This is a genomic window from Sphaerotilus hippei, assembly GCF_003201595.1.
Lineage (GTDB): Bacteria > Pseudomonadota > Gammaproteobacteria > Burkholderiales > Burkholderiaceae_C > Sphaerotilus > Sphaerotilus hippei.
Genome location: NZ_QJJS01000003.1, coordinates 207,253 through 224,748, shown reverse-complemented (window position 1 = coordinate 224,748; position 17,496 = coordinate 207,253). Strand labels below are relative to the sequence as shown.

Here is a 17,496-nt window from a genome sequence, read left to right as displayed (position 1 = left end):
CGGTTACCAGAACAGGGTGGGTCAGCCCTTGCTCGCGGCCTGCTGCTCTTTCCAGAGCCGGCGTTCGCGCCGTGCGATCAGGTAGCTCGACAGCACCACGAACACGGCCACGACCGCGATCACGACGGTGGCCAGCGCGTTGACCGTCGGATCCAGCCCCAGCCGGGCGCGCGAGAAGATCACCAGCGGCAGCGTGGTCGAGCCCGGGCCGGACAGGAAGGCCGACATCACCACGTCGTCCAGCGACAGCGTGAAGGTCAGCAGCCAAGCGGCCAGCAGCGACTGGGCGATCATCGGCAGCGTCACCAGGAAGAAGACCTGCGCCGGCCGGGCGCCCAGGTCCTGGGCGGCTTCCTCGAATTGCGGGTTCAGGTCACGCAGCCGGGCCGAGATCACCACGGTGGCATAGGCCATGCCCACCAGCATGTGGCCGATCCAGATCGTCACCAGCCCGCGCTCGGGCACGCCGAAGACGCGCTGCATCGCCACCAGCATCAGCAGCAGCGACAGGCCGACGATGACCTCGGGCATCACCAGCGGCGCGTTGACCATGCCGGAGAACAGCGTGCGGCCGCGAAAGCGGGGATGGCGCTCCAGCGTCAGCGCCGCCAGCGTGCCCAGCACGACCGAGCCGGTCGCCGACGCGGCGGCCACCTGCAGCGACAGCCACAGCGCCTGGCGGATGTCCTCGTCGCCCATCAGCTCGCCATACCAGCGCAGCGAGAAGCCGGCCCAGACGTTGGGCACCGGCGAGTCGGTGAAGCTGTAGACCACCAGCGCGATGATGGGCAGGTAGAGGAACAGGAAGCCCAGGCTCAGCCAGATCCGGCTGGTCCAGCGTGCGACGGGGGTGGCGATCACTGGCCGGCTCCCTTGGACTGGTTGCGGTTGAAGATCGCCAGCGGCACGATGATGAGCAGCACCATGACCACCGCGACGCTCGAGGCCATCGGCCAGTCGTTGTTGGCGAAGAACTCGTCCCAGAGCACGCGGCCGATCATCAGCGTCTCGGGGCCGCCCAGCAGTTCAGGGATCACGTACTCGCCCACGCAGGGGATGAACACCAGCATGGCGCCGGCGACGATGCCCCCGCGCGACAGCGGCACCGTGACCCGCCAGAACGCCTGCCAGGGGGTCGCGCCCAGGTCCTGGGCCGCCTCCAGCAGCCGCAGGTCGAGCTTGGACAGCGTGCCGAACAGCGGCAGGATCATGAAGGGCAGGTAGGTGTAGACCATGCCCAGCAGCAGGGAGAAGGGGCTGTACATGAACTGGCCTTCGGCCGGGATCAGCCCCACGGCCAGCAGCAGCTGGTCGAGGTGCAGCGCCTTCAGGAACAGGCCGACCCAGCCGGTGTCGGCATCGAGCAGCCCTTTCCAGGCGTAGACCCGCAGCAGGAAGCTGGTCCAGAACGGCAGCATCACCCCCATCAGCAGCAGCGGCTGCACCGACGAGGGCGAGCGGGCCATGAAGTAGGCGAACGGGTAACCGATGAACAGGCACACCAGCGTCGTCGCGCCCGCATACATCAGCGACTGGGCGTAGGTGCTCCAGTAGAGGTCGTCCTGGAAGATGGTCGCGAAGTTCTGAAGCTTGAGCTTCATGAACAGCTCGTTGTTCGCGTAGGTGAACAGGTCGCTCACGCGGGCGCCGTCCATCTCCGCGAAGCTGATGCGCAGCACGATCAGGAAGGGCAGCAGGAAGAACAGCAGCAGCCACAGGTAGGGCGTGCCGATCAGCAGGCTGCGTCCGGAGAACAGCCCGCGCAGGGCGGCCAGTCGGGAGGTCAGGCTCATCACGGCCTCCTCACTGCGTCAGCACGACCTGGGACGACGGCAGCCAGTGCGCCCAGACCCGGTCGCCCCAGGTCGGCGCCCCTTCGTGGTTGCGGGTGTCGTTCTCGAAGGTGACCTTGAGGCGCGCACCGCTGGCCAGCTCGAGGTGATACAGCGTGGTGTCGCCGAAGTAGGACATCTCCTTGACCGTGCCCTGCACCTGATTCATCGGCCCGGGCGGCTGGTCCGCGCTCAGCGAGATCTTCTCGGGCCGCACGGCCACCGTCACGGCCTGGCCGAGGTAGCCGGTCACGCCGTGGCCCACGTAGTGGGTGAAGTCGGCGCACTCGATGTGCACATGGTCGGCCTCGTCGACCGTGATGCGCCCGGGGGTGAGGTTGACGTTGCCGATGAAGTCGGCCACGAAGCAGGTGGTCGGCGTCTCGTAGATGTCGGCCGGGCTGCCGACCTGCACGAAGCGGCCCTCGCTCATCACCGCGATGCGCGAGGCCATGGTCATCGCCTCCTCCTGGTCGTGCGTCACCATCACGCAGGTCACGCCGACCTGCTCGATGATGTTGACCAGCTCGATCTGCGTGGCCTCGCGAAGCTTCTTGTCGAGCGCGCCCAGCGGCTCGTCGAGCAGCAGCAGCTGCGGACGCTTGGCCAGGCTGCGGGCCAGCGCGACCCGCTGCTGCTGGCCGCCCGAGAGCTGGTGCGGCTTGCGCTGGCCGAACTTCGTCAGCTGCGTCAGGCGCAGCATCTCCTCGACCCGCTGCGCGATCTCGGCCCTGGGCAGGCCGTCGCGTCGCAGGCCGAAGGCGATGTTGTCCCACACCGTCAGGTGGGGAAAGAGCGCGTACGACTGGAACATCATGTTCACCGGCCGTTCGTACGGCGGCTTGCCGGCGAGGTCGGCGCCGTTGAGCACGATGCGCCCGGAGGTGGGGGTCTCGAAGCCGGCGAGCATGCGCAGCAGCGTGCTCTTGCCACACCCCGACGATCCCAGCAGGGCGAAGATCTCTCCCTTGGCGACGTTCAGGCTGACCTGATCGACCGCCCGGAAATCGCCAAACTCCTTCACCACGGATTCGATCCGCAGGAAGGCACCATCCTCCAGAGCCTTGTTCATGTGCGCGTTCTCTTTCCCGTTGCCGTCAGCTCAGCGGCCGGCCTTGAAGTTGGTGAAGGTGCGGGTCAGCAGCTTGCGGGTGGCCTGGTCGGGCGTGCCGGGCGGGATCATGCTGGCGAGGCCGGCCGCGTCCGGGAACACCGCGCGGTCCTTGGCCAGCTCGGGCTTGACGAACTTCAGCGCTTCCTTGTTCGGGTTGGCGTAGAAGACCGAGTTGGTCAGCGAGGCGTGCACCTCGGGCTTCATGATGTAGTTGATCCACTTGTGCGCGTTCTCGGGGTGCTTGGCATCCGCCGGGATGGCCATCACGTCGAAGAACAGCAGGCCGCCCATCTTGGGCAGCAGCACCTCGAGCTGCTGGGGCTTCTTGGCCTTGGCCGACTTGTCCTTGGCGATCATGATGTCGCCCGACCAGCCCACCACCGCGCACAGCTGGCCCTTGGCCATCTGGTCGATGTAGTCCGAGCCCGAACCCGAGAAGCGGGTCACGTAGGGGCGGATGCCCTTGAGCATCTCGCCGGCGGCCTTGTAGTCGTCGGCGCTCTTGCTGTGCGGATCCTTGCCGATGTACTTCAGCGCGATCGGCATGATCTCGGAGGCGGTGTCGAGGAAGGACACGCCGCAGCCCTTGAGCTTGCTCGCGTACTCGGGCTTGAAGACCAGGTCCCAGGCGTTGTCGGGCAGCGGCTTGTCGCCCAGGGCCTTCTTGACGCGCTCGACGTTGATGCCCACCGTGGTGTAGCCCCACATCCAGTCGACGATGTGCTCGTTGCCCGGGTCCATCTTGGCCAGCTGGGCCTGGATGGCGGGGTCGAGGTTCTTCAGGTTGGGCAGCTTGCTCTTGTCGAGCTTCATCAGCAGGCCGGCCTCGATCTGCTGCTTGGCGAAGTGCGAGCCCGGCACGACCACGTCGTAGCCCGTGCGGCCGGCCACCAGCTTGGCGTGCAGCGCCTCGTTGCTGTCGAAGTTGTCGTAGCGGACCTTGATGCCGGTCTCCTTCTCGAAGTTCTTGATCGTGTCCTCGGCGATGTAGTCCGCCCAGTTGTACACGTTCAGCACCTTCTCTTCCTCGGCCTGCACCGCGGCCGGGCCGAAGGCCGCGATCGCGGCCACCACGAGGTTCAGCGCCTTGGAGGGCCGCAACGACAACAGTTTCATGAGTGCTCCTGCTTCAGGAAAAAGGGGGAATTCCAGCCAGACCCGATGCGCCCGCCCACCGTGGCGGATGCACCTTGGCGGCGCGAATTATGGTGCCAGTCACCAGCACATCGATGCGACAGCGCACAAGATCCGGTTTCAGTCGTCCAGGCGCAGCCAGGTCGTCTTCAGCTCGGTGTACTTGTCCAGCGCGTGCAGCGACTTGTCGCGCCCGTTGCCGCTCTGCTTGTAGCCGCCGAACGGCACGGTGATGTCGTCCTCGTCGTACTGGTTGACGTGCACCGTCCCGGCACGCAAGCCACGTGCCACGCGGTGCGCCCGGTTCAGGTCGTGGGTCCAGACGCTGGCCTGCAGGCCGTAGGCGCTGGCGTTGGCCAGCGCCAGCGCCTGCTGCTCGCTGGCGAAGCGCAGCACCGACAGCACCGGGCCGAAGATCTCCTCGCGGGCGATGGTCATCACCGGGGTGACCCGATCGAAGACGGTCGGCTCGACGTAGGGGCCGCCGCTGTCGATGCGCACCTGCTGCCCGCCGACGGCGCAGTGCGCGCCTTCGGCGCGGGCCGACTCGATGTAGCCCAGCACCGTGCGCAGCTGCCCCTCGTCGACCAGCGCGCCCATCACGGTGGCCGGATCCAGCGGATCGCCCGGCGCGTGGCGGGGCGCCTGGGCGACCAGCTCGCGCACGAAGTCATCGGCGATGTCCTCGTGCACCAGCACCCGCGACGGTGCGTTGCAGGACTCGCCCTGGTTGAAGAACATGCTGCCCGCCACGGTGCGCGCGGCCAGCGCCGGATCCCGGTGGTCGGGAAAGACGAGCACGGCCGACTTGCCGCCCAGCTCGTTGTAGACGCGCTTGAGGTTGGAGCGCCCGGCGCACTCGAGCATGTGCCGCCCCACCCGGGTCGAGCCGGTGAAGCCGATCGCGTCGACGTCCATGTGCAGCGCCAGCGCCTCGCCGGCCTCGTGGCCATGGCCCGGCACCACGTTGAACACCCCGGCGGGCACGCCGGCCTGCAGTGCCAGCTCGGCCAGGCGCAGCGCGGTCAGCGGGGACTTCTCGCTGGGCTTGAGCACCACCGAATTGCCGGTGGCCAGCGCCGGGCCGAGCTTCCAGGCAGCCATGATCATCGGGTAGTTCCAGGGCACGATCACGCCGATCACGCCCATGGGCTCGCGGCTGATCAGCGCCAGCGCCTGGGGGCCGGTGGGGGCGATCTCGCCATAGACCTTGTCGAGCGCCTCCGCGTACCAGGCGATGCAGCGTGCGGTCGCGGGCACGTCCACCGACAGCGCGTGCTGGATGGGCTTGCCCATGTCCAGCGTCTCCAGCAGCGCCAGCTCGTCGCGGGCAGAAAGGATCAGCTCGGCGAAGCGCTGCAGGATCTTCTTGCGGGCGGCCGGGGTGCGGCGCGCCCAGCGGCCGTCGTCGAAGGCGGCCCGGGCCGCGCGCACGGCGCGGTCGATGTCCTCGGCCTGGCCGCGGGCGACCGAGGCCAGGCGGCGGTGGTCGACCGGCGAGTGCTTGTCGAAGGTCCGGCCGTCGGCCGCATCGACCCGCCGGCCGTCGATGAAGGCCCGGGCGTCGATCTCGAGGCGGGCCGCCCGGGCGTGCCAGTCGACGGGGGTGCTGCTGCTCATGGGTTCTCTCTCCTCTGGGGCGGCGTGCTCAGGCGAGCCAGCCCCGGCTGTGGACGTCAGCCAGCGTCAGGTCCAGGCAGTGCCGGATCAGCGCCATCATCTCGTCGATCTGGGCCCGGCTGATGATCAGCGGCGGGGCGACGATCATGCGGTCGCCGACCGCACGCATGATCAGCCCCTGGGCGAAGCAGTGGCCCCGGCAGACCATGCCCACCGGCTGGTCCGGCCGGAACGGGCTCTGGCCGGCGGCCTCCCGCACCAGCAGCAGCGCGCCCATCAGGCCGCTGGTCTGCACGTCACCGACCAGCGGGTGCCCGGCCAGCGTGGCGAACTGCTCGGCCAGGTAGGGGCCGACATCGTCGTGCACCCGCTCGACCAGCCGCTGCTCGCGGATCAGCTGGAGGTTGGCGACGGCCACCGCGCAGGCCACCGGATGACCCGAGTAGGTGTAGCCGTGCTCGAACTCGCCACCCAGCTCGATCAGCGTGCGCGCCACCCGCTCGCCCACCATCACGCCGCCCAGCGGGATGTAGCCGCTGGTCACGCCCTTGGCGAAGGTCATCAGGTCCGGGCGGAAGCCCTGGGTCTCGCAGCCGAACCAGTGGCCGGTGCGGCCGAAGCCGGTGATGACCTCGTCGGACACCAGCAGGATGTCGTAGCGGTCGCAGATGCGCTGGATCTCGGGCCAGTAGCTCGCCGGGGGCACGATCACGCCACCCGCCCCCTGCACCGGCTCGCCGATGAAGGCCGCCACCCGGTGCGGCCCGAGCTCGAGCACCTTCTTCTCGAGCCAGCGGGCGGCGATCAGGCCGAACTCCTCCTCGTCGAGACCGGCCGCCGCCGGCCGCTGGCGGCGGTAGGCCGCCAGATAAGGCTGGTCGATGTGCACGATGCCGGGAATGGGCAGGCCGCCCTGGGCGTGCATCGACTTCATGCCGCCCAGCGAGGCGCCCGCCATCGTCGAGCCGTGGTAGGCGTTGTTGCGGCTGATGAGGATCCGGCGATCGGGCTGGCCCTGCAGGTCCCAGTAGCGGCGCACCATGCGCACGACGGTGTCGTTGCCCTCGGAGCCCGAGCCAGTGAAGAACGCATGCCGGAACTGCGGCGGGGTCAGTTCGGCCAGCAGCTCGGCCAGCTCGATCGCCGGGGGCGTGGCGGTCTGGAAGAAGGCGTTGTAGAAGGGCAGCTGCTGCAGCTGGCGGGTGGCCGCGTCGATCAGGGCCTGCTGGCCATAACCCACGTTCACGCACCACAGGCCGCTCATCGCGTCGAAGAGCCGCTGCCCTTCGCTGTCCCAGAGGTAGAGCTGCTCGGCCCGCGTGATGATGCGCGAGCCCTGGGCGGCGAGCGCGCCGAAGTCGGTGAACGGGTGCAGGAAATGCGCCGCATCGGCGGCCTGCCACTGCGCCGTGCCGCGGGGCGGGAGGAGGGCGTCCATGGCGTGCTCCCGGCTCAGACGTGCAGCAGCAGGTGCTCACGCTCCCACGGCGAGATGACCTTCATGAACTCGGCGTGCTCGATCTCCTTGACCTCGGTGTAGACGGTCACGAAGGACTCGCCCAGCACCTCGTGCAGGTCGGTTGCCGCACGCAGCATGGCCAGCGCCTCGCCCAGGCTGCGGGGCAGCTGGTAGTCCCCCAGGTAGGCGTCGCCCTTGCACTCGGGCGTGGGCTGGATCCGGTTGACGATGCCCAGGTAGCCGCAGGCCAGCGTGGCCGCCAGGGCCACGTAGGGGTTCGCGTCCGCACCGATGACACGGTTCTCGATGCGACGGGCCGCCGGCGTGGCCAGCGGCGAGCGGATGCCGACGGTGCGGTTGTCCGTGCCCCACTGGATGTTGATCGGCGCGGCGGTGTAGCGCGCCAGCCGCCGGTAGCTGTTCACGTAGGGGGCGAACAGCGCCATGCAGGCGGGGATGTACTTCTGCAGCCCGCCGATGTACCAGTAGAACTCCTGGCTGGGGCTGCCGTCCGGGTTGCTGAAGATGTTCTTGCCGGTGACGGCGTCGGTGATGCTCTGGTGGATGTGCATCGCGCTGCCGGGCTCGCCCGCGATCGGCTTGGCCATGAAGGTGGCGTACATGTCGTGGCGCATCGCCGCCTCGCGCACCGTGCGCTTGAAGAAGAACACCTCGTCAGCCAGCTGCAGCGGGTGGTCGTGGAAGAAGTTGATCTCCATCTGGCCCGCGCCGATCTCGTGGATCAGCGTGTCGACGTTGAGCTCCATCTGCTGGCAGTAGGAGTAGACGTCCTCGAACAGCGGGTCGAACTCGTTGACCGCATCGATCGAATAGGCCTGGCGCGAGCTCTCGGCACGGCCGCTGCGGCCCTTGGGCGGCTTGAGCGGGATGTCGGGATCGGTGTTGCGCGCCACCAGGTAGAACTCCAGCTCGGGCGCCACGACCGGGTTCCAGCCCTTGGCCGCGTACAGGTCGCAGACCCGGCGCAGCACCGAGCGCGGCGCGAACGGCACCATGTTGCCGTCCTTGTCGTAGCAGTCGTGCACCACCTGGGCGGTCGGGTCGGTCGCCCACGGCACGATGCGCACGGTGCGCGGGTCGGGCTGCAGGTGCATGTCGTGATCCATCGGGCTGATCACGTCGTAGTAGGGGCCTTCTTCCGGGAATTCGCCGGTCACGCCCATCGCGACCACCGCCTCGGGCAGCCGCATGCCGCGGTCCTCGGTGAATTTCTCGCGCGGCAGGATCTTGCCGCGGGCCACGCCGGTGAGATCGGGCACCAGACACTCGATCTCGGTGACCCGGCGCTCGTTGAGCCAGTCGGTGAGGTCGCTGAAGGTGAAGTCGCTGCGTGATCGGGTAACCATGGCTGTTGTTCCTGTGGACAGGCCGAGCTCGGCCGGCACCCGGCAGCAGGTGCCGGGTGGGATGCAGGGAAAATCACGGTGGCGCCGCGGGCCGACGCGTTCGGCGGCGGCGCGGGGCATCAGCAACTGGGGGGGCGGTGGCGGTCCCGGTAGGCCTGGCAGGCCGCACCGAAGGCGCCGAACAGCGCGATGGAGACCGGGTTGTCGGCCGCCTGCCATTCCGGATGCCATTGCACGCACAGGCTGAAGCCGGGCGCCGTCGGTACGGACACCGCCTCGACCAGGCCGTCGCTGGCCAGCGCCTCGATGCGCAGGCTCGGGGCCAGCCGGTTCAGGCCCTGGCCGTGCACGCTGTTGACCTGCAGGTCGGTCTCGCCGAACAGGCCGGCCAGCACGCCGCCCGGCTGGACCCGCACGCCGTGGCGCACGCCGTACTGGACCCCGACGGGATCGCTGCTGCAGGCCCGGTGATCGTGCTTGCCCGCCACGCTCTGCACCGCCTGGTGCAGCGAGCCGCCGAGCGCGACATTGAGTTCCTGGAAACCCCGGCAGATGGCGAACAGCGGCAGGCCGCGCTCCAGCGCCTGCCGGATCAGCGGCAGCGTCCAGGCGTCACGCACCGGGTCCAGGGGCAGGGAAGGATCGAGCACCGGCTCGCCAAAGTGGCTCGGGTGCACATTGGACGCCGATCCGGTCAGCAGCACCCCGTCGGCCAGGTCCAGCAGCGTGGCAATCTCGTCGGGTGAGGCCGACGGCACGATCAGGGGCAGCGCCCCGGAGAGCCGCACCGCATCGACGTACTTTTTCCCGGCGACATGGAAAGGATGCTGGCCGATGTCCCGGTTGCAGGCGGGGACCAGGACGACGGGTGGGCGTGCAGGCTTTTGGATGCTCATTGGGCTTGCTGCGACCGGCTTGTTGATCCGGCGGCACTGGGCTTACTGATGGTGTGTGGATCGTTGATGTCGAAGGTGTTGCACACAGTGTGCCAGAGCCTGGGCGCGCCAGCCACCCCGGCGATCCCCCGGCCGCGGCCGGGGGGCTTTCAGGGCCGCGAGCCGGCCTCAGGCCGCACGCTTCAGGGCGGTGCGCAGCGTCTCGATCAGTCGATCGATCTGCGCGCGCTCGATGATCAGCGGTGGCGACATCGCGATGATGTCGCCGGTGGTGCGCACCATCACGCCCTGCTCGAAGCAGTCGAGGAACACGTTGAAGGCCCGTCGCCCCGGGCCTTCGGGGCCGGGGGCGAGCTCGACGCCGCCAACCAGGCCGATGTTGCGCACGTCGATCACGTGCGGCAGGCCGCGCAGGCTGTGCAGCCCGTCGGCGAAGTAATCCTGCAACTCCGACGCACGGGTCAGCAGGCCCTCTTCGGCATAGGTGTCCAGCGTGGCCAGCCCGGCCGCGCAGGCCAGCGGGTGGGCCGAGTAGGTGTAGCCGTGGAAGAGCTCGATCAGGTGCTCCGGGCCGTTCATGAAGGTGTCGTGGATCTCCTGCTTCACGAACACCGCGCCCATGGGCACGCAGCCGTTGGTGATGCCCTTGGCCACCGTCATCAGGTCGGGCGTGACGCCGAAGGTCTGCGCCGCGAACGGCTGTCCGGTGCGGCCGAAGCCGGTGATGACCTCGTCGAAGATCAGCAGGATGCCGTGGCGGTCGCAGATGTCGCGCAGGCGCTGCAGATAACCCTGGGGCGGGATCAGCACCCCGGTCGAGCCGGCTACCGGCTCGACGATCACCGCGGCGATGGTCGAGGCGTCGTGCAGCGCGACCAGGCGCTCCAGGTCGTCGGCCAGCTCGGCGCCGTGGGCTGGCTGGCCACGGCTGAAGGCGTTGCGCTCCAGGTCGTGGGTGTGGCGGATGTGGTCGACGCCACCGAGCAGCGTGCCGAACATCTTGCGGTTGCCGACGATGCCGCCCACCGAGATGCCGCCGAAGTTCACGCCGTGGTAGCCGCGCTCGCGCCCGATCAGGCGGGTGCGGGTGCCCTGGCCCCTGGCGCGCTGCCAGGCCAGCGCGATCTTCAGCGCGGTCTCGACCGATTCGGAGCCGGAGTTGGTGAAGAACACCCGGTTCAGGCCGGCCGGCGTCAGCTGGCTCAGGCGGTCCGCGAACTCGAAGGCCTTGGGGTGGCCCATCTGGAACGGCGGCGCGTAGTCCATCTCGCCGGCCTGCCGGGCGATGGCCTGCACGATGCGGGGCCGGGCGTGGCCGGCGTTGACGCACCACAGCCCGGCCACGCCGTCGAGGATCTCCCGCCCGTCGTCGGTGCGGTAGTGCATGCCCGAGGCCTGCGTCAGCAGGCGAGGGCGCTGCTTGAACTGCCGGTTCGCCGTGAACGGCATCCAGTAGGCGTCAAGCGAAGGATCGTGCGGGGTGCTCATGCGGGTCGGCTCCAGGCGGAAGGTGGCTCCCAGTCTAGAAAGAACCGCGCGCAAAGGGGTTGCGGATTGCGCGCGATCGACATCACGCCACACCATAAAATTGCGTCAACCTGACTCCCGACGCAAGGACATGCCTCAGCCTGCCGGCGCTCCGCTTCTTGATGCGATCGACCGCGCCATCCTGCGCGAGCTGCAGCACGATGGCCGCCTGTCCAACGTCGACCTCGCGCAGCGGGTGCACCTGTCGACCTCGGCCTGCCTGAGGCGCGTGCGCCAGCTCGAGGAGTCCGGCGTGATCGCCGGGTACGTCGCGCTGCTCAACCCCCGCGCGGTGGGCCAGTCCGGCACGTCCTACACGATCGTGAACGTGGAGCGCACGACGACCGAGGCGCTGGCACGTTTCGAGGAGGCGGTGCGGCAGGAGCCGAGCATCCTCGACTGCCACTACGTCGCCGGCAGCAACGACTACCTGATCCGCTTCGCCTTCCAGGATGCCGATGACCTGGAGCGTTTCCACACCGAGGTGATGACCCGCCTGCCGGGCGTGGTGCGCTCCAACTCGATGCTGGTGGTGCGCACCGTCAAGAAGACGACCGCGCTGGTCGTCTGAAATCCTTCAGTTGCCCGACTGGCGCCGCATCTGCGCCTGCGCCCGGCCCTGGCCGACGTCCGGGCGCTCGGCCATGCGGCGCCGGGCTTCCGGGTAGACCAGCGACTCCTCGAGATCGATGTGGTCCTGGTAGAGCGCGGTGAAGATGGCCGCGCCGTGGCGCAGCGCGTCGATGTCGTACCAGCTGTAGCCCTGCGAGATCGCGTCGAGCTGCGGCGACAGCTCGATCCAGTCCTCCTCGAGCCAGCCATGGTCCTGCTGCAGACGCCGGACCTGCTGCACCAGATGGACATCCTCGCTGACCAGCAGGTCGGGAAACACCAGACGCTCCTCGTCGGCGTGGTGGGCGCGGGCCGTGCGGGTGAAGAACTCGACCAGTTCGCCCGCATGGCGACGCGACTGCTCGTCGACCCCGTGGTCATCGAGGTGCTCGATGAAGTGCCCGAGGCGATCCAGGGCCTGGGCGATCTGGCGATGGCATTCGTCGAGCGCCTGGAATGGAGCGACCATCAGATCGATCGGGGCGAGGGGGCTGGCGACGACATCGTTCTGGATCTGGGTCATGGTGGTGCTCCTGGGGCGGTACCGGTTGCGGATGTCCCATTCTTCGTGGCAGGGCGCCGCGCGATTTGCGCAAGGTCAAGCCCCGGTCGAGTCCGATGTCACGAACCGCGACCGCCGGAAGGCGCAGGAAAAAACGCCCCGAAGCGGCGCAGGTCCAGCCCCGGTCTGGTGCAGTGATCACCCCATGGCCTGTCCACGAACACGCCCGTGGCACCGGATGTTTTCATGAGGCGAAATCGATTTCACAATGTGGAAACCAAACGTGGTGCAGCGCCGCAAAATTTTCCATTGTGAGAAATCTCATTTCGCATCACAAAATTCAGTTCATAAGTCATTGATTTCATTGATTTCAAAAATATGTCTTATATAAGACATAAGTCTTCCACGAAGTGGGCGTCGCCCTTAAGCTAGAGCCATCGATCACCCACTCTTGAACCTCGAAACGGAGCCCTCCCATGACGAAGCAGACTTTCCAACAGCAAGTGGACGCCCTCGAAACCGACTGGGCCAGCAACCCCCGCTGGAAGGGTATCAAGCGCGGCTACAGCGCTGCTGACGTCGTGCGTCTGCGTGGCTCCTTCCCGATCGAGCACACGCTGGCCCGCCGCGGCGCCGAAAAGCTGTGGGACCTGGTCAACAACGAGCCCTACGTGAACTGCCTCGGCGCGCTGACCGGTGGTCAGGCCATGCAGCAGGTCAAGGCCGGCGTGAAGGCCATCTACCTGTCGGGCTGGCAGGTCGCCGCCGACAACAACAGCTACGCGTCGATGTACCCCGACCAGTCGCTGTATCCGGTGGACTCGGTGCCGAAGGTCGTCGAGCGCATCAACAACAGCTTCCGTCGTGCCGACGAGATCCAGTGGTCCAAGGGCATCACCGAAGGTGACAAGGGCTACACCGACTACTTCGCGCCGATCGTGGCCGATGCGGAGGCCGGTTTCGGCGGCGTGCTGAACGCGTTCGAGCTGATGAAGGCCATGATCCGCTCCGGCGCCGGTGGCGTGCACTTCGAGGACCAGCTCGCTTCGGTCAAGAAGTGCGGCCACATGGGTGGCAAGGTGCTGGTGCCGACGGCAGAAGCGGTGCAGAAGCTGATCGCCGCCCGCATGGCCGCCGACGTCTGTGGCGTGCCCACGCTGGTGATCGCCCGCACCGACGCCGAAGCCGCCGACCTGCTGACCAGCGACTACGACGAGAACGACAAGCCCTTCCTGACCGGCGAGCGCACGGCCGAAGGTTTCTACAAGACCAACAAGGGCATGGACCAGGCCATCAGCCGCGCCATCGCCTACGCCCACTACGCCGATCTGGTGTGGTGCGAGACCGGCACGCCGGACCTCGAGTTCGCCCGCAAGTTCGCCAAAGCCGTGCACGCCGTGCACCCGGGCAAGATGCTGGCCTACAACTGCTCGCCGTCGTTCAACTGGAAGAAGAACCTCGACGACGCGACCATCGCCAAGTTCCAGCGCGAGCTGGGCGCGATGGGCTACAAGTACCAGTTCATTACCCTGGCTGGTATCCACAGCATGTGGTACAACATGTTCGATCTGGCCCAGGACTACGTCGCCCGCGGCATGTCGGCCTATGTCGAGAAGGTCCAGGAGCCGGAATTCGCGGCCCGCGAACGTGGCTACAGCTTCGTGTCGCACCAGCAGGAAGTCGGCACGGGTTACTTCGACGAAGTGACCACCGTGATCCAGGGCGGCAAGTCCAGCGTCACCGCGCTGACGGGCTCGACCGAAGAAGAGCAGTTCCACTGATCGAGTGAGGACCGCACGGGCATGCCGGATCTCGGCAGGCCTTGCAAGAGCCCAGGGTGATCCCCTGGGCTTTCTGTTTTAGAATGTTGGAATATGTCGTCTGCACAAGGAACGGGAAAGGCGCCACGGTGATGACACCGCGAACTACCACTGGGATCCCCTCCGAGATCTAGTCGGTCGGCCGCCGCTTTCCCCGTACGTCCAGAACGTCCTTGTTCCCCTCACGAGAAAGCGCGGCGCGTCCCGCGCTTTTTTGTTGTCCGCAGCAGCGTGGCCGAGCCCGCTGCTGGCACGAGGTAATCCATGATTTCGATTCAACTTCCTGATGGTTCCCGGCGTGAGTTCGACGCCCCCGTGACCGTGGCCGAGGTCGCGGCCTCGATCGGCGCGGGTCTGGCCAAGGCTGCGCTGGCCGGCCGGGTCGGCTCGGGCGAGTCGGCCCGACTGGTCGACACCAGCCACCGCATCACGTCCGACGAGGCGCTGTCCATCATCACGGCCAAGGATTCCGCCGGGCTGGAAGTCATCCGCCATTCGACGGCCCACCTGCTCGCCTACGCCGTCAAGGAGTTGTTTCCCGATGCCCAGGTGACGATCGGCCCGACCATCGAGCACGGCTTCTACTACGACTTCTCGTACAAGCGCCCGTTCACGCCCGAGGACCTGGTCGCCATCGAGAAGAAGATGAGCGAGCTGGCCGGCAAGGACGAGCCGGTGGTGCGCAGCGTGCTGCCGCGCGACGAGGCCGTGGCCTATTTCAAGTCGATCGGCGAGGCCTACAAGGCCGAGATCATCGAGAGCATCCCGGCCGACCAGGAGGTCTCGCTCTACGCCGAGGGCAAGTTCACCGACCTGTGCCGCGGCCCGCACGTGCCGAGCACGGGCAAGCTGAAGTTCTTCAAGCTGATGAAGGTGGCCGGCGCCTACTGGCGCGGCGACCACCGCAACGAGATGCTGCAGCGCATCTACGGCACGGCCTGGGCCACCAAGGACGATCTGCAGAAGTACCTGGTGATGCTGGAGGAGGCCGAGAAGCGTGATCACCGCAAGCTCGGCCGCGAACTGGACCTGTTCCACATCGACGAGCACGCGCCGGGCGTGGTGTTCTGGCACCCCAAGGGCTGGACGGTGTGGCAGCAGGTCGAGCAGTACATGCGCCAGGTCTACCGCGACAACGGCTACCAGGAGGTCAAGGGTCCGCAGATCCTCGACCGCTCGCTGTGGGAGAAGACCGGCCACTGGGACAAGTACCGGGACGCGATGTTCACGACCGAGTCGGAGAAGCGTGACTACGCGCTCAAGCCGATGAACTGCCCGGGCCACATCCTGATCTTCAAGCAGGGCATCAAGAGCTACCGCGATCTGCCGCTGCGCTTCGGCGAGTTCGGCCAGTGCCACCGCAACGAGCCCACCGGCGGCCTGCACGGCATCATGCGCGTGCGCGGCTTCACGCAGGACGACGGCCACGTCTTCTGCACCGAGGACCAGATCCTGGCCGAGTGCGACGACTTCACCGCGCTGCTGCAGAAGGTCTACGCCGACTTCGGCTTCAAGGACATCCTCTACAAGGTGGCCACGCGCCCCGAGAAGCGCATCGGCTCCGACGAGCTGTGGGACAAGGCCGAGGCCGCGCTGATCGACAGCCTGCGGCGCACCGGCTGCGAGTTCGAGATCTCCCCGGGCGATGGCGCGTTCTACGGTCCCAAGATCGAGTACACCCTCAAGGACGCGCTGGGTCGCCACTGGCAGTGCGGCACCATCCAGGTCGACTTCTCGCTGCCCGAGCGGCTGGACGCGACCTATGTGGCCGAGTCGGGTGAACGCCTCTACCCGGTCATGCTGCACCGCGCCATCCTGGGCAGCCTCGAGCGTTTCATCGGCATCCTGATCGAGGAACACTCGGGCGCGCTGCCCCTGTGGCTGGCTCCGGTGCAGGTGACCGTGCTCAACATCACGGACTCCCAGGCCGATTACGCCCGATCCGTGGCGGGAATGTTGCAGAAACAAGGGCTTAGGGTTGCACTTGACCTGCGCAACGAGAAAATCACGTATAAAATACGGGAGCATTCGTTGCAAAAGGTTCCGTACCTTCTTGTTGTCGGCGACAAGGAGAAGGATGCAGGAGCCGTCGCCGTGCGCGCCCGAGGCAATCAGGATCTCGGTGTGATGGCCCTGGAGGCCTTCTCCCACAAGCTCGCGACCGAACTTGCCCCGCAAGGGTGAGTCACCGGCCCTATTGAGCCAGCTCTGTGACTGGGGTGCGTTTTTGTTGTGAGTGGGCCTGAGCCCTGAAGGAACCTGACCATCGCTACCTTTCTTGACCGCCGGACGCCTAACGTTGAGCGCAAGCACCGTCTGAACCGCGAAATCACTGCGCTTGAGGTCCGTCTCAACGGTCCTGAGAACGAACCGCTGGGCATCGTCAGCATCCAGGAAGCACTGCGGCTGTCCGCCGAAGGCGACGTGGACCTGGTGGAGATCGCCCCGACCGCCCAGCCGCCCGTGTGCCGGCTGATGGACTACGGCAAGTTCAAGTATCAGGAACAGAAGAAGGCGGCTGAGGCCAAGGCCAAGCAGCACGTCATCGACGTCAAGGAAGTCAAGTTCCGTCCGGGCACCGACGAAGGCGACTACCAGATCAAGATGCGCAACCTGCGCCGCTTCCTGGAAGACGGCGACAAGGGCAAGGTCACGCTGCGCTTCCGTGGTCGCGAGATCACGCACCAGGACATCGGCATGCGTCTGCTCGAGCGCATCCGCGACGAGCTGACCGACGTGTCCCTGGTCGAACACATGCCCAAGCTCGAAGGCCGCCAGATGATCATGGTGCTGGCGCCCAAGAGGAAGAAATAAACAAGTCGGTTTTCCGATTCGGGTGATGGTGGTCTGGTCGCCGCCATCGCCCAGTGCCTGTAGGCCCCAAGAGCACGAGCCGTTCGTGCCGCCTCACGGGAACAACCAGAAGGAGCAGTCATGCCCAAGATGAAGACCAAGAGCAGCGCCAAGAAGCGCTTCCGCGTTCGTCCCGGTGGAACCGTCAAGCGCGGTCACGCCTTCAAGCGTCACATCCTGACCAAGAAGACCACCAAGAACAAGCGCCAACTGCGTGGAACGACCGCTGTGCATGAGACCAACATGGGTCACATCGCTCAGATGCTGCCGTTCGCAGGCCTGTAATCCACCAAGACTGAAGGAGTAATCACATGCCTCGCGTCAAACGTGGTGTTACCGCCCGTGCTCGTCACAAGAAGATCCTGGTCCTGGCCAAGGGTTTCCGCGGCCGTCGCAAGAACGTCTATCGCATCGCCAAACAGGCGGTGATGAAGGCAGGCCAGTACGCCTACCGTGACCGCCGTGCCAAGAAGCGCGTGTTCCGCCGCCTCTGGATCGCGCGCATCAACGCCGGTTCGCGTGCACTGGGCCTGACCTACAGCAAGTTCATGGCCGGCCTGAAGAAGGCTGCGATCGAAGTGGACCGCAAGGTGCTCGCCGATCTCGCCGTCAACGATCCTGCCGCCTTTGGCAGCATCGTCGAAAAGGTGAAGGCCCAGCTCGCTTAAGTGCCACGTCGGGGAAGTTCAGTCTTCCCTGACGGTGAGCAACCAAAAGGCCGACTCCGTGTGCGGCCTTTTTCGTTTTTCAGCGTCAACCA

At 66.8% G+C, this 17,496-nt stretch carries 16 protein-coding genes; 6 read left to right on the top strand and 10 right to left on the bottom strand.

Translation table 11 applies throughout. The features are described from left to right. Nucleotides 1–21 precede the first annotated feature (21 nt). From C7444_RS04760 to aptA, 9 genes are all read right to left on the bottom strand, one after another. A complete protein-coding gene (locus C7444_RS04760) occupies nucleotides 22–861 on the bottom strand; it encodes an ABC transporter permease subunit (RefSeq protein WP_110399684.1) in 840 nt (279 codons plus the stop codon). Beyond that, nucleotides 858–1,793 (bottom strand): ABC transporter permease, encoded by a 936-nt coding sequence (locus C7444_RS04755; protein ID WP_110399683.1) that lies wholly within the window; start codon nucleotides 1,791–1,793, stop codon nucleotides 858–860. Before C7444_RS04755 ends, C7444_RS04760 begins: the two co-directional genes overlap by 4 nt. Before the next feature lie 10 nt (nucleotides 1,794–1,803). After that, nucleotides 1,804–2,904 carry an ABC transporter ATP-binding protein gene (locus C7444_RS04750; RefSeq protein WP_110399682.1) on the bottom strand — a complete coding sequence of 367 codons (1,101 nt, stop codon included), beginning with the start codon at nucleotides 2,902–2,904 and terminating at the stop codon, nucleotides 1,804–1,806. Nucleotides 2,905–2,934: 30 nt separating this feature from the next. Further along, nucleotides 2,935–4,062: a polyamine ABC transporter substrate-binding protein gene (locus C7444_RS04745; RefSeq protein ID WP_110399681.1), complete on the bottom strand. Its 1,128-nt coding sequence runs from the start codon at nucleotides 4,060–4,062 to the stop codon at nucleotides 2,935–2,937. Nucleotides 4,063–4,200: 138 nt separating this feature from the next. Then, nucleotides 4,201–5,700: an aldehyde dehydrogenase gene (locus C7444_RS04740; protein ID WP_110399680.1), complete on the bottom strand. Its 1,500-nt coding sequence runs from the start codon at nucleotides 5,698–5,700 to the stop codon at nucleotides 4,201–4,203. 28 nt (nucleotides 5,701–5,728) lie between these two features. Beyond that, on the bottom strand, nucleotides 5,729–7,138 hold the full coding sequence (locus tag C7444_RS04735) for an aspartate aminotransferase family protein (protein WP_110399679.1): 1,410 nt from the start codon (nucleotides 7,136–7,138) through the stop codon (nucleotides 5,729–5,731). Between the two features lie 14 nt (nucleotides 7,139–7,152). Next, entirely contained in the window at nucleotides 7,153–8,526 is a 1,374-nt protein-coding gene (locus C7444_RS04730) for a glutamine synthetase family protein (RefSeq protein WP_110399678.1), read from the bottom strand. 119 nt (nucleotides 8,527–8,645) lie between these two features. After that, nucleotides 8,646–9,422, bottom strand: a complete 777-nt coding sequence (locus tag C7444_RS04725) for a gamma-glutamyl-gamma-aminobutyrate hydrolase family protein (RefSeq protein WP_110399677.1) — start codon at nucleotides 9,420–9,422, stop codon at nucleotides 8,646–8,648. A gap of 168 nt (nucleotides 9,423–9,590) precedes the next feature. Continuing rightward, nucleotides 9,591–10,910 carry an omega-aminotransferase AptA gene (gene aptA / locus C7444_RS04720; RefSeq protein ID WP_110399676.1) on the bottom strand — a complete coding sequence of 440 codons (1,320 nt, stop codon included), beginning with the start codon at nucleotides 10,908–10,910 and terminating at the stop codon, nucleotides 9,591–9,593. Between the two features lie 130 nt (nucleotides 10,911–11,040). On the opposite strand from aptA, the gene C7444_RS04715 reads away from it, so the two are divergent. Continuing rightward, nucleotides 11,041–11,520 carry an Lrp/AsnC family transcriptional regulator gene (locus tag C7444_RS04715; protein ID WP_110399675.1) on the top strand — a complete coding sequence of 160 codons (480 nt, stop codon included), beginning with the start codon at nucleotides 11,041–11,043 and terminating at the stop codon, nucleotides 11,518–11,520. Nucleotides 11,521–11,526: 6 nt separating this feature from the next. On the opposite strand, the gene C7444_RS04710 is transcribed toward C7444_RS04715, so the two are convergent. Further along, the gene (locus C7444_RS04710; RefSeq protein ID WP_245909410.1) at nucleotides 11,527–12,084 is read right to left on the bottom strand and encodes a hemerythrin domain-containing protein; all 558 of its coding nucleotides are present in this window, start codon (nucleotides 12,082–12,084) and stop codon (nucleotides 11,527–11,529) included. A 455-nt stretch (nucleotides 12,085–12,539) separates the two neighbouring features. Between C7444_RS04710 and aceA the strand changes: the two genes are divergently transcribed. The 5 genes from aceA to rplT all read left to right on the top strand — a co-directional run bounded on the left by aceA (nucleotide 12,540) and on the right by rplT (nucleotide 17,404). Beyond that, nucleotides 12,540–13,844, top strand: a complete 1,305-nt coding sequence (gene aceA, locus C7444_RS04705) for an isocitrate lyase (RefSeq protein WP_110399674.1) — start codon at nucleotides 12,540–12,542, stop codon at nucleotides 13,842–13,844. A gap of 303 nt (nucleotides 13,845–14,147) precedes the next feature. Beyond that, entirely contained in the window at nucleotides 14,148–16,067 is a 1,920-nt protein-coding gene (gene thrS / locus C7444_RS04700) for a threonine--tRNA ligase (RefSeq protein WP_110399673.1), read from the top strand. A gap of 75 nt (nucleotides 16,068–16,142) precedes the next feature. Beyond that, a complete protein-coding gene (gene infC / locus C7444_RS04695; protein WP_110399672.1) occupies nucleotides 16,143–16,697 on the top strand; it encodes a translation initiation factor IF-3 in 555 nt (184 codons plus the stop codon). Nucleotides 16,698–16,817: 120 nt separating this feature from the next. Then, nucleotides 16,818–17,021, top strand: coding sequence for a 50S ribosomal protein L35 (gene rpmI / locus C7444_RS04690; protein ID WP_110399671.1), 204 nt, complete (start codon nucleotides 16,818–16,820; stop codon nucleotides 17,019–17,021). A gap of 26 nt (nucleotides 17,022–17,047) precedes the next feature. After that, entirely contained in the window at nucleotides 17,048–17,404 is a 357-nt protein-coding gene (gene rplT, locus C7444_RS04685) for a 50S ribosomal protein L20 (protein ID WP_110399670.1), read from the top strand. Nucleotides 17,405–17,496: the final 92 nt, after the last annotated feature.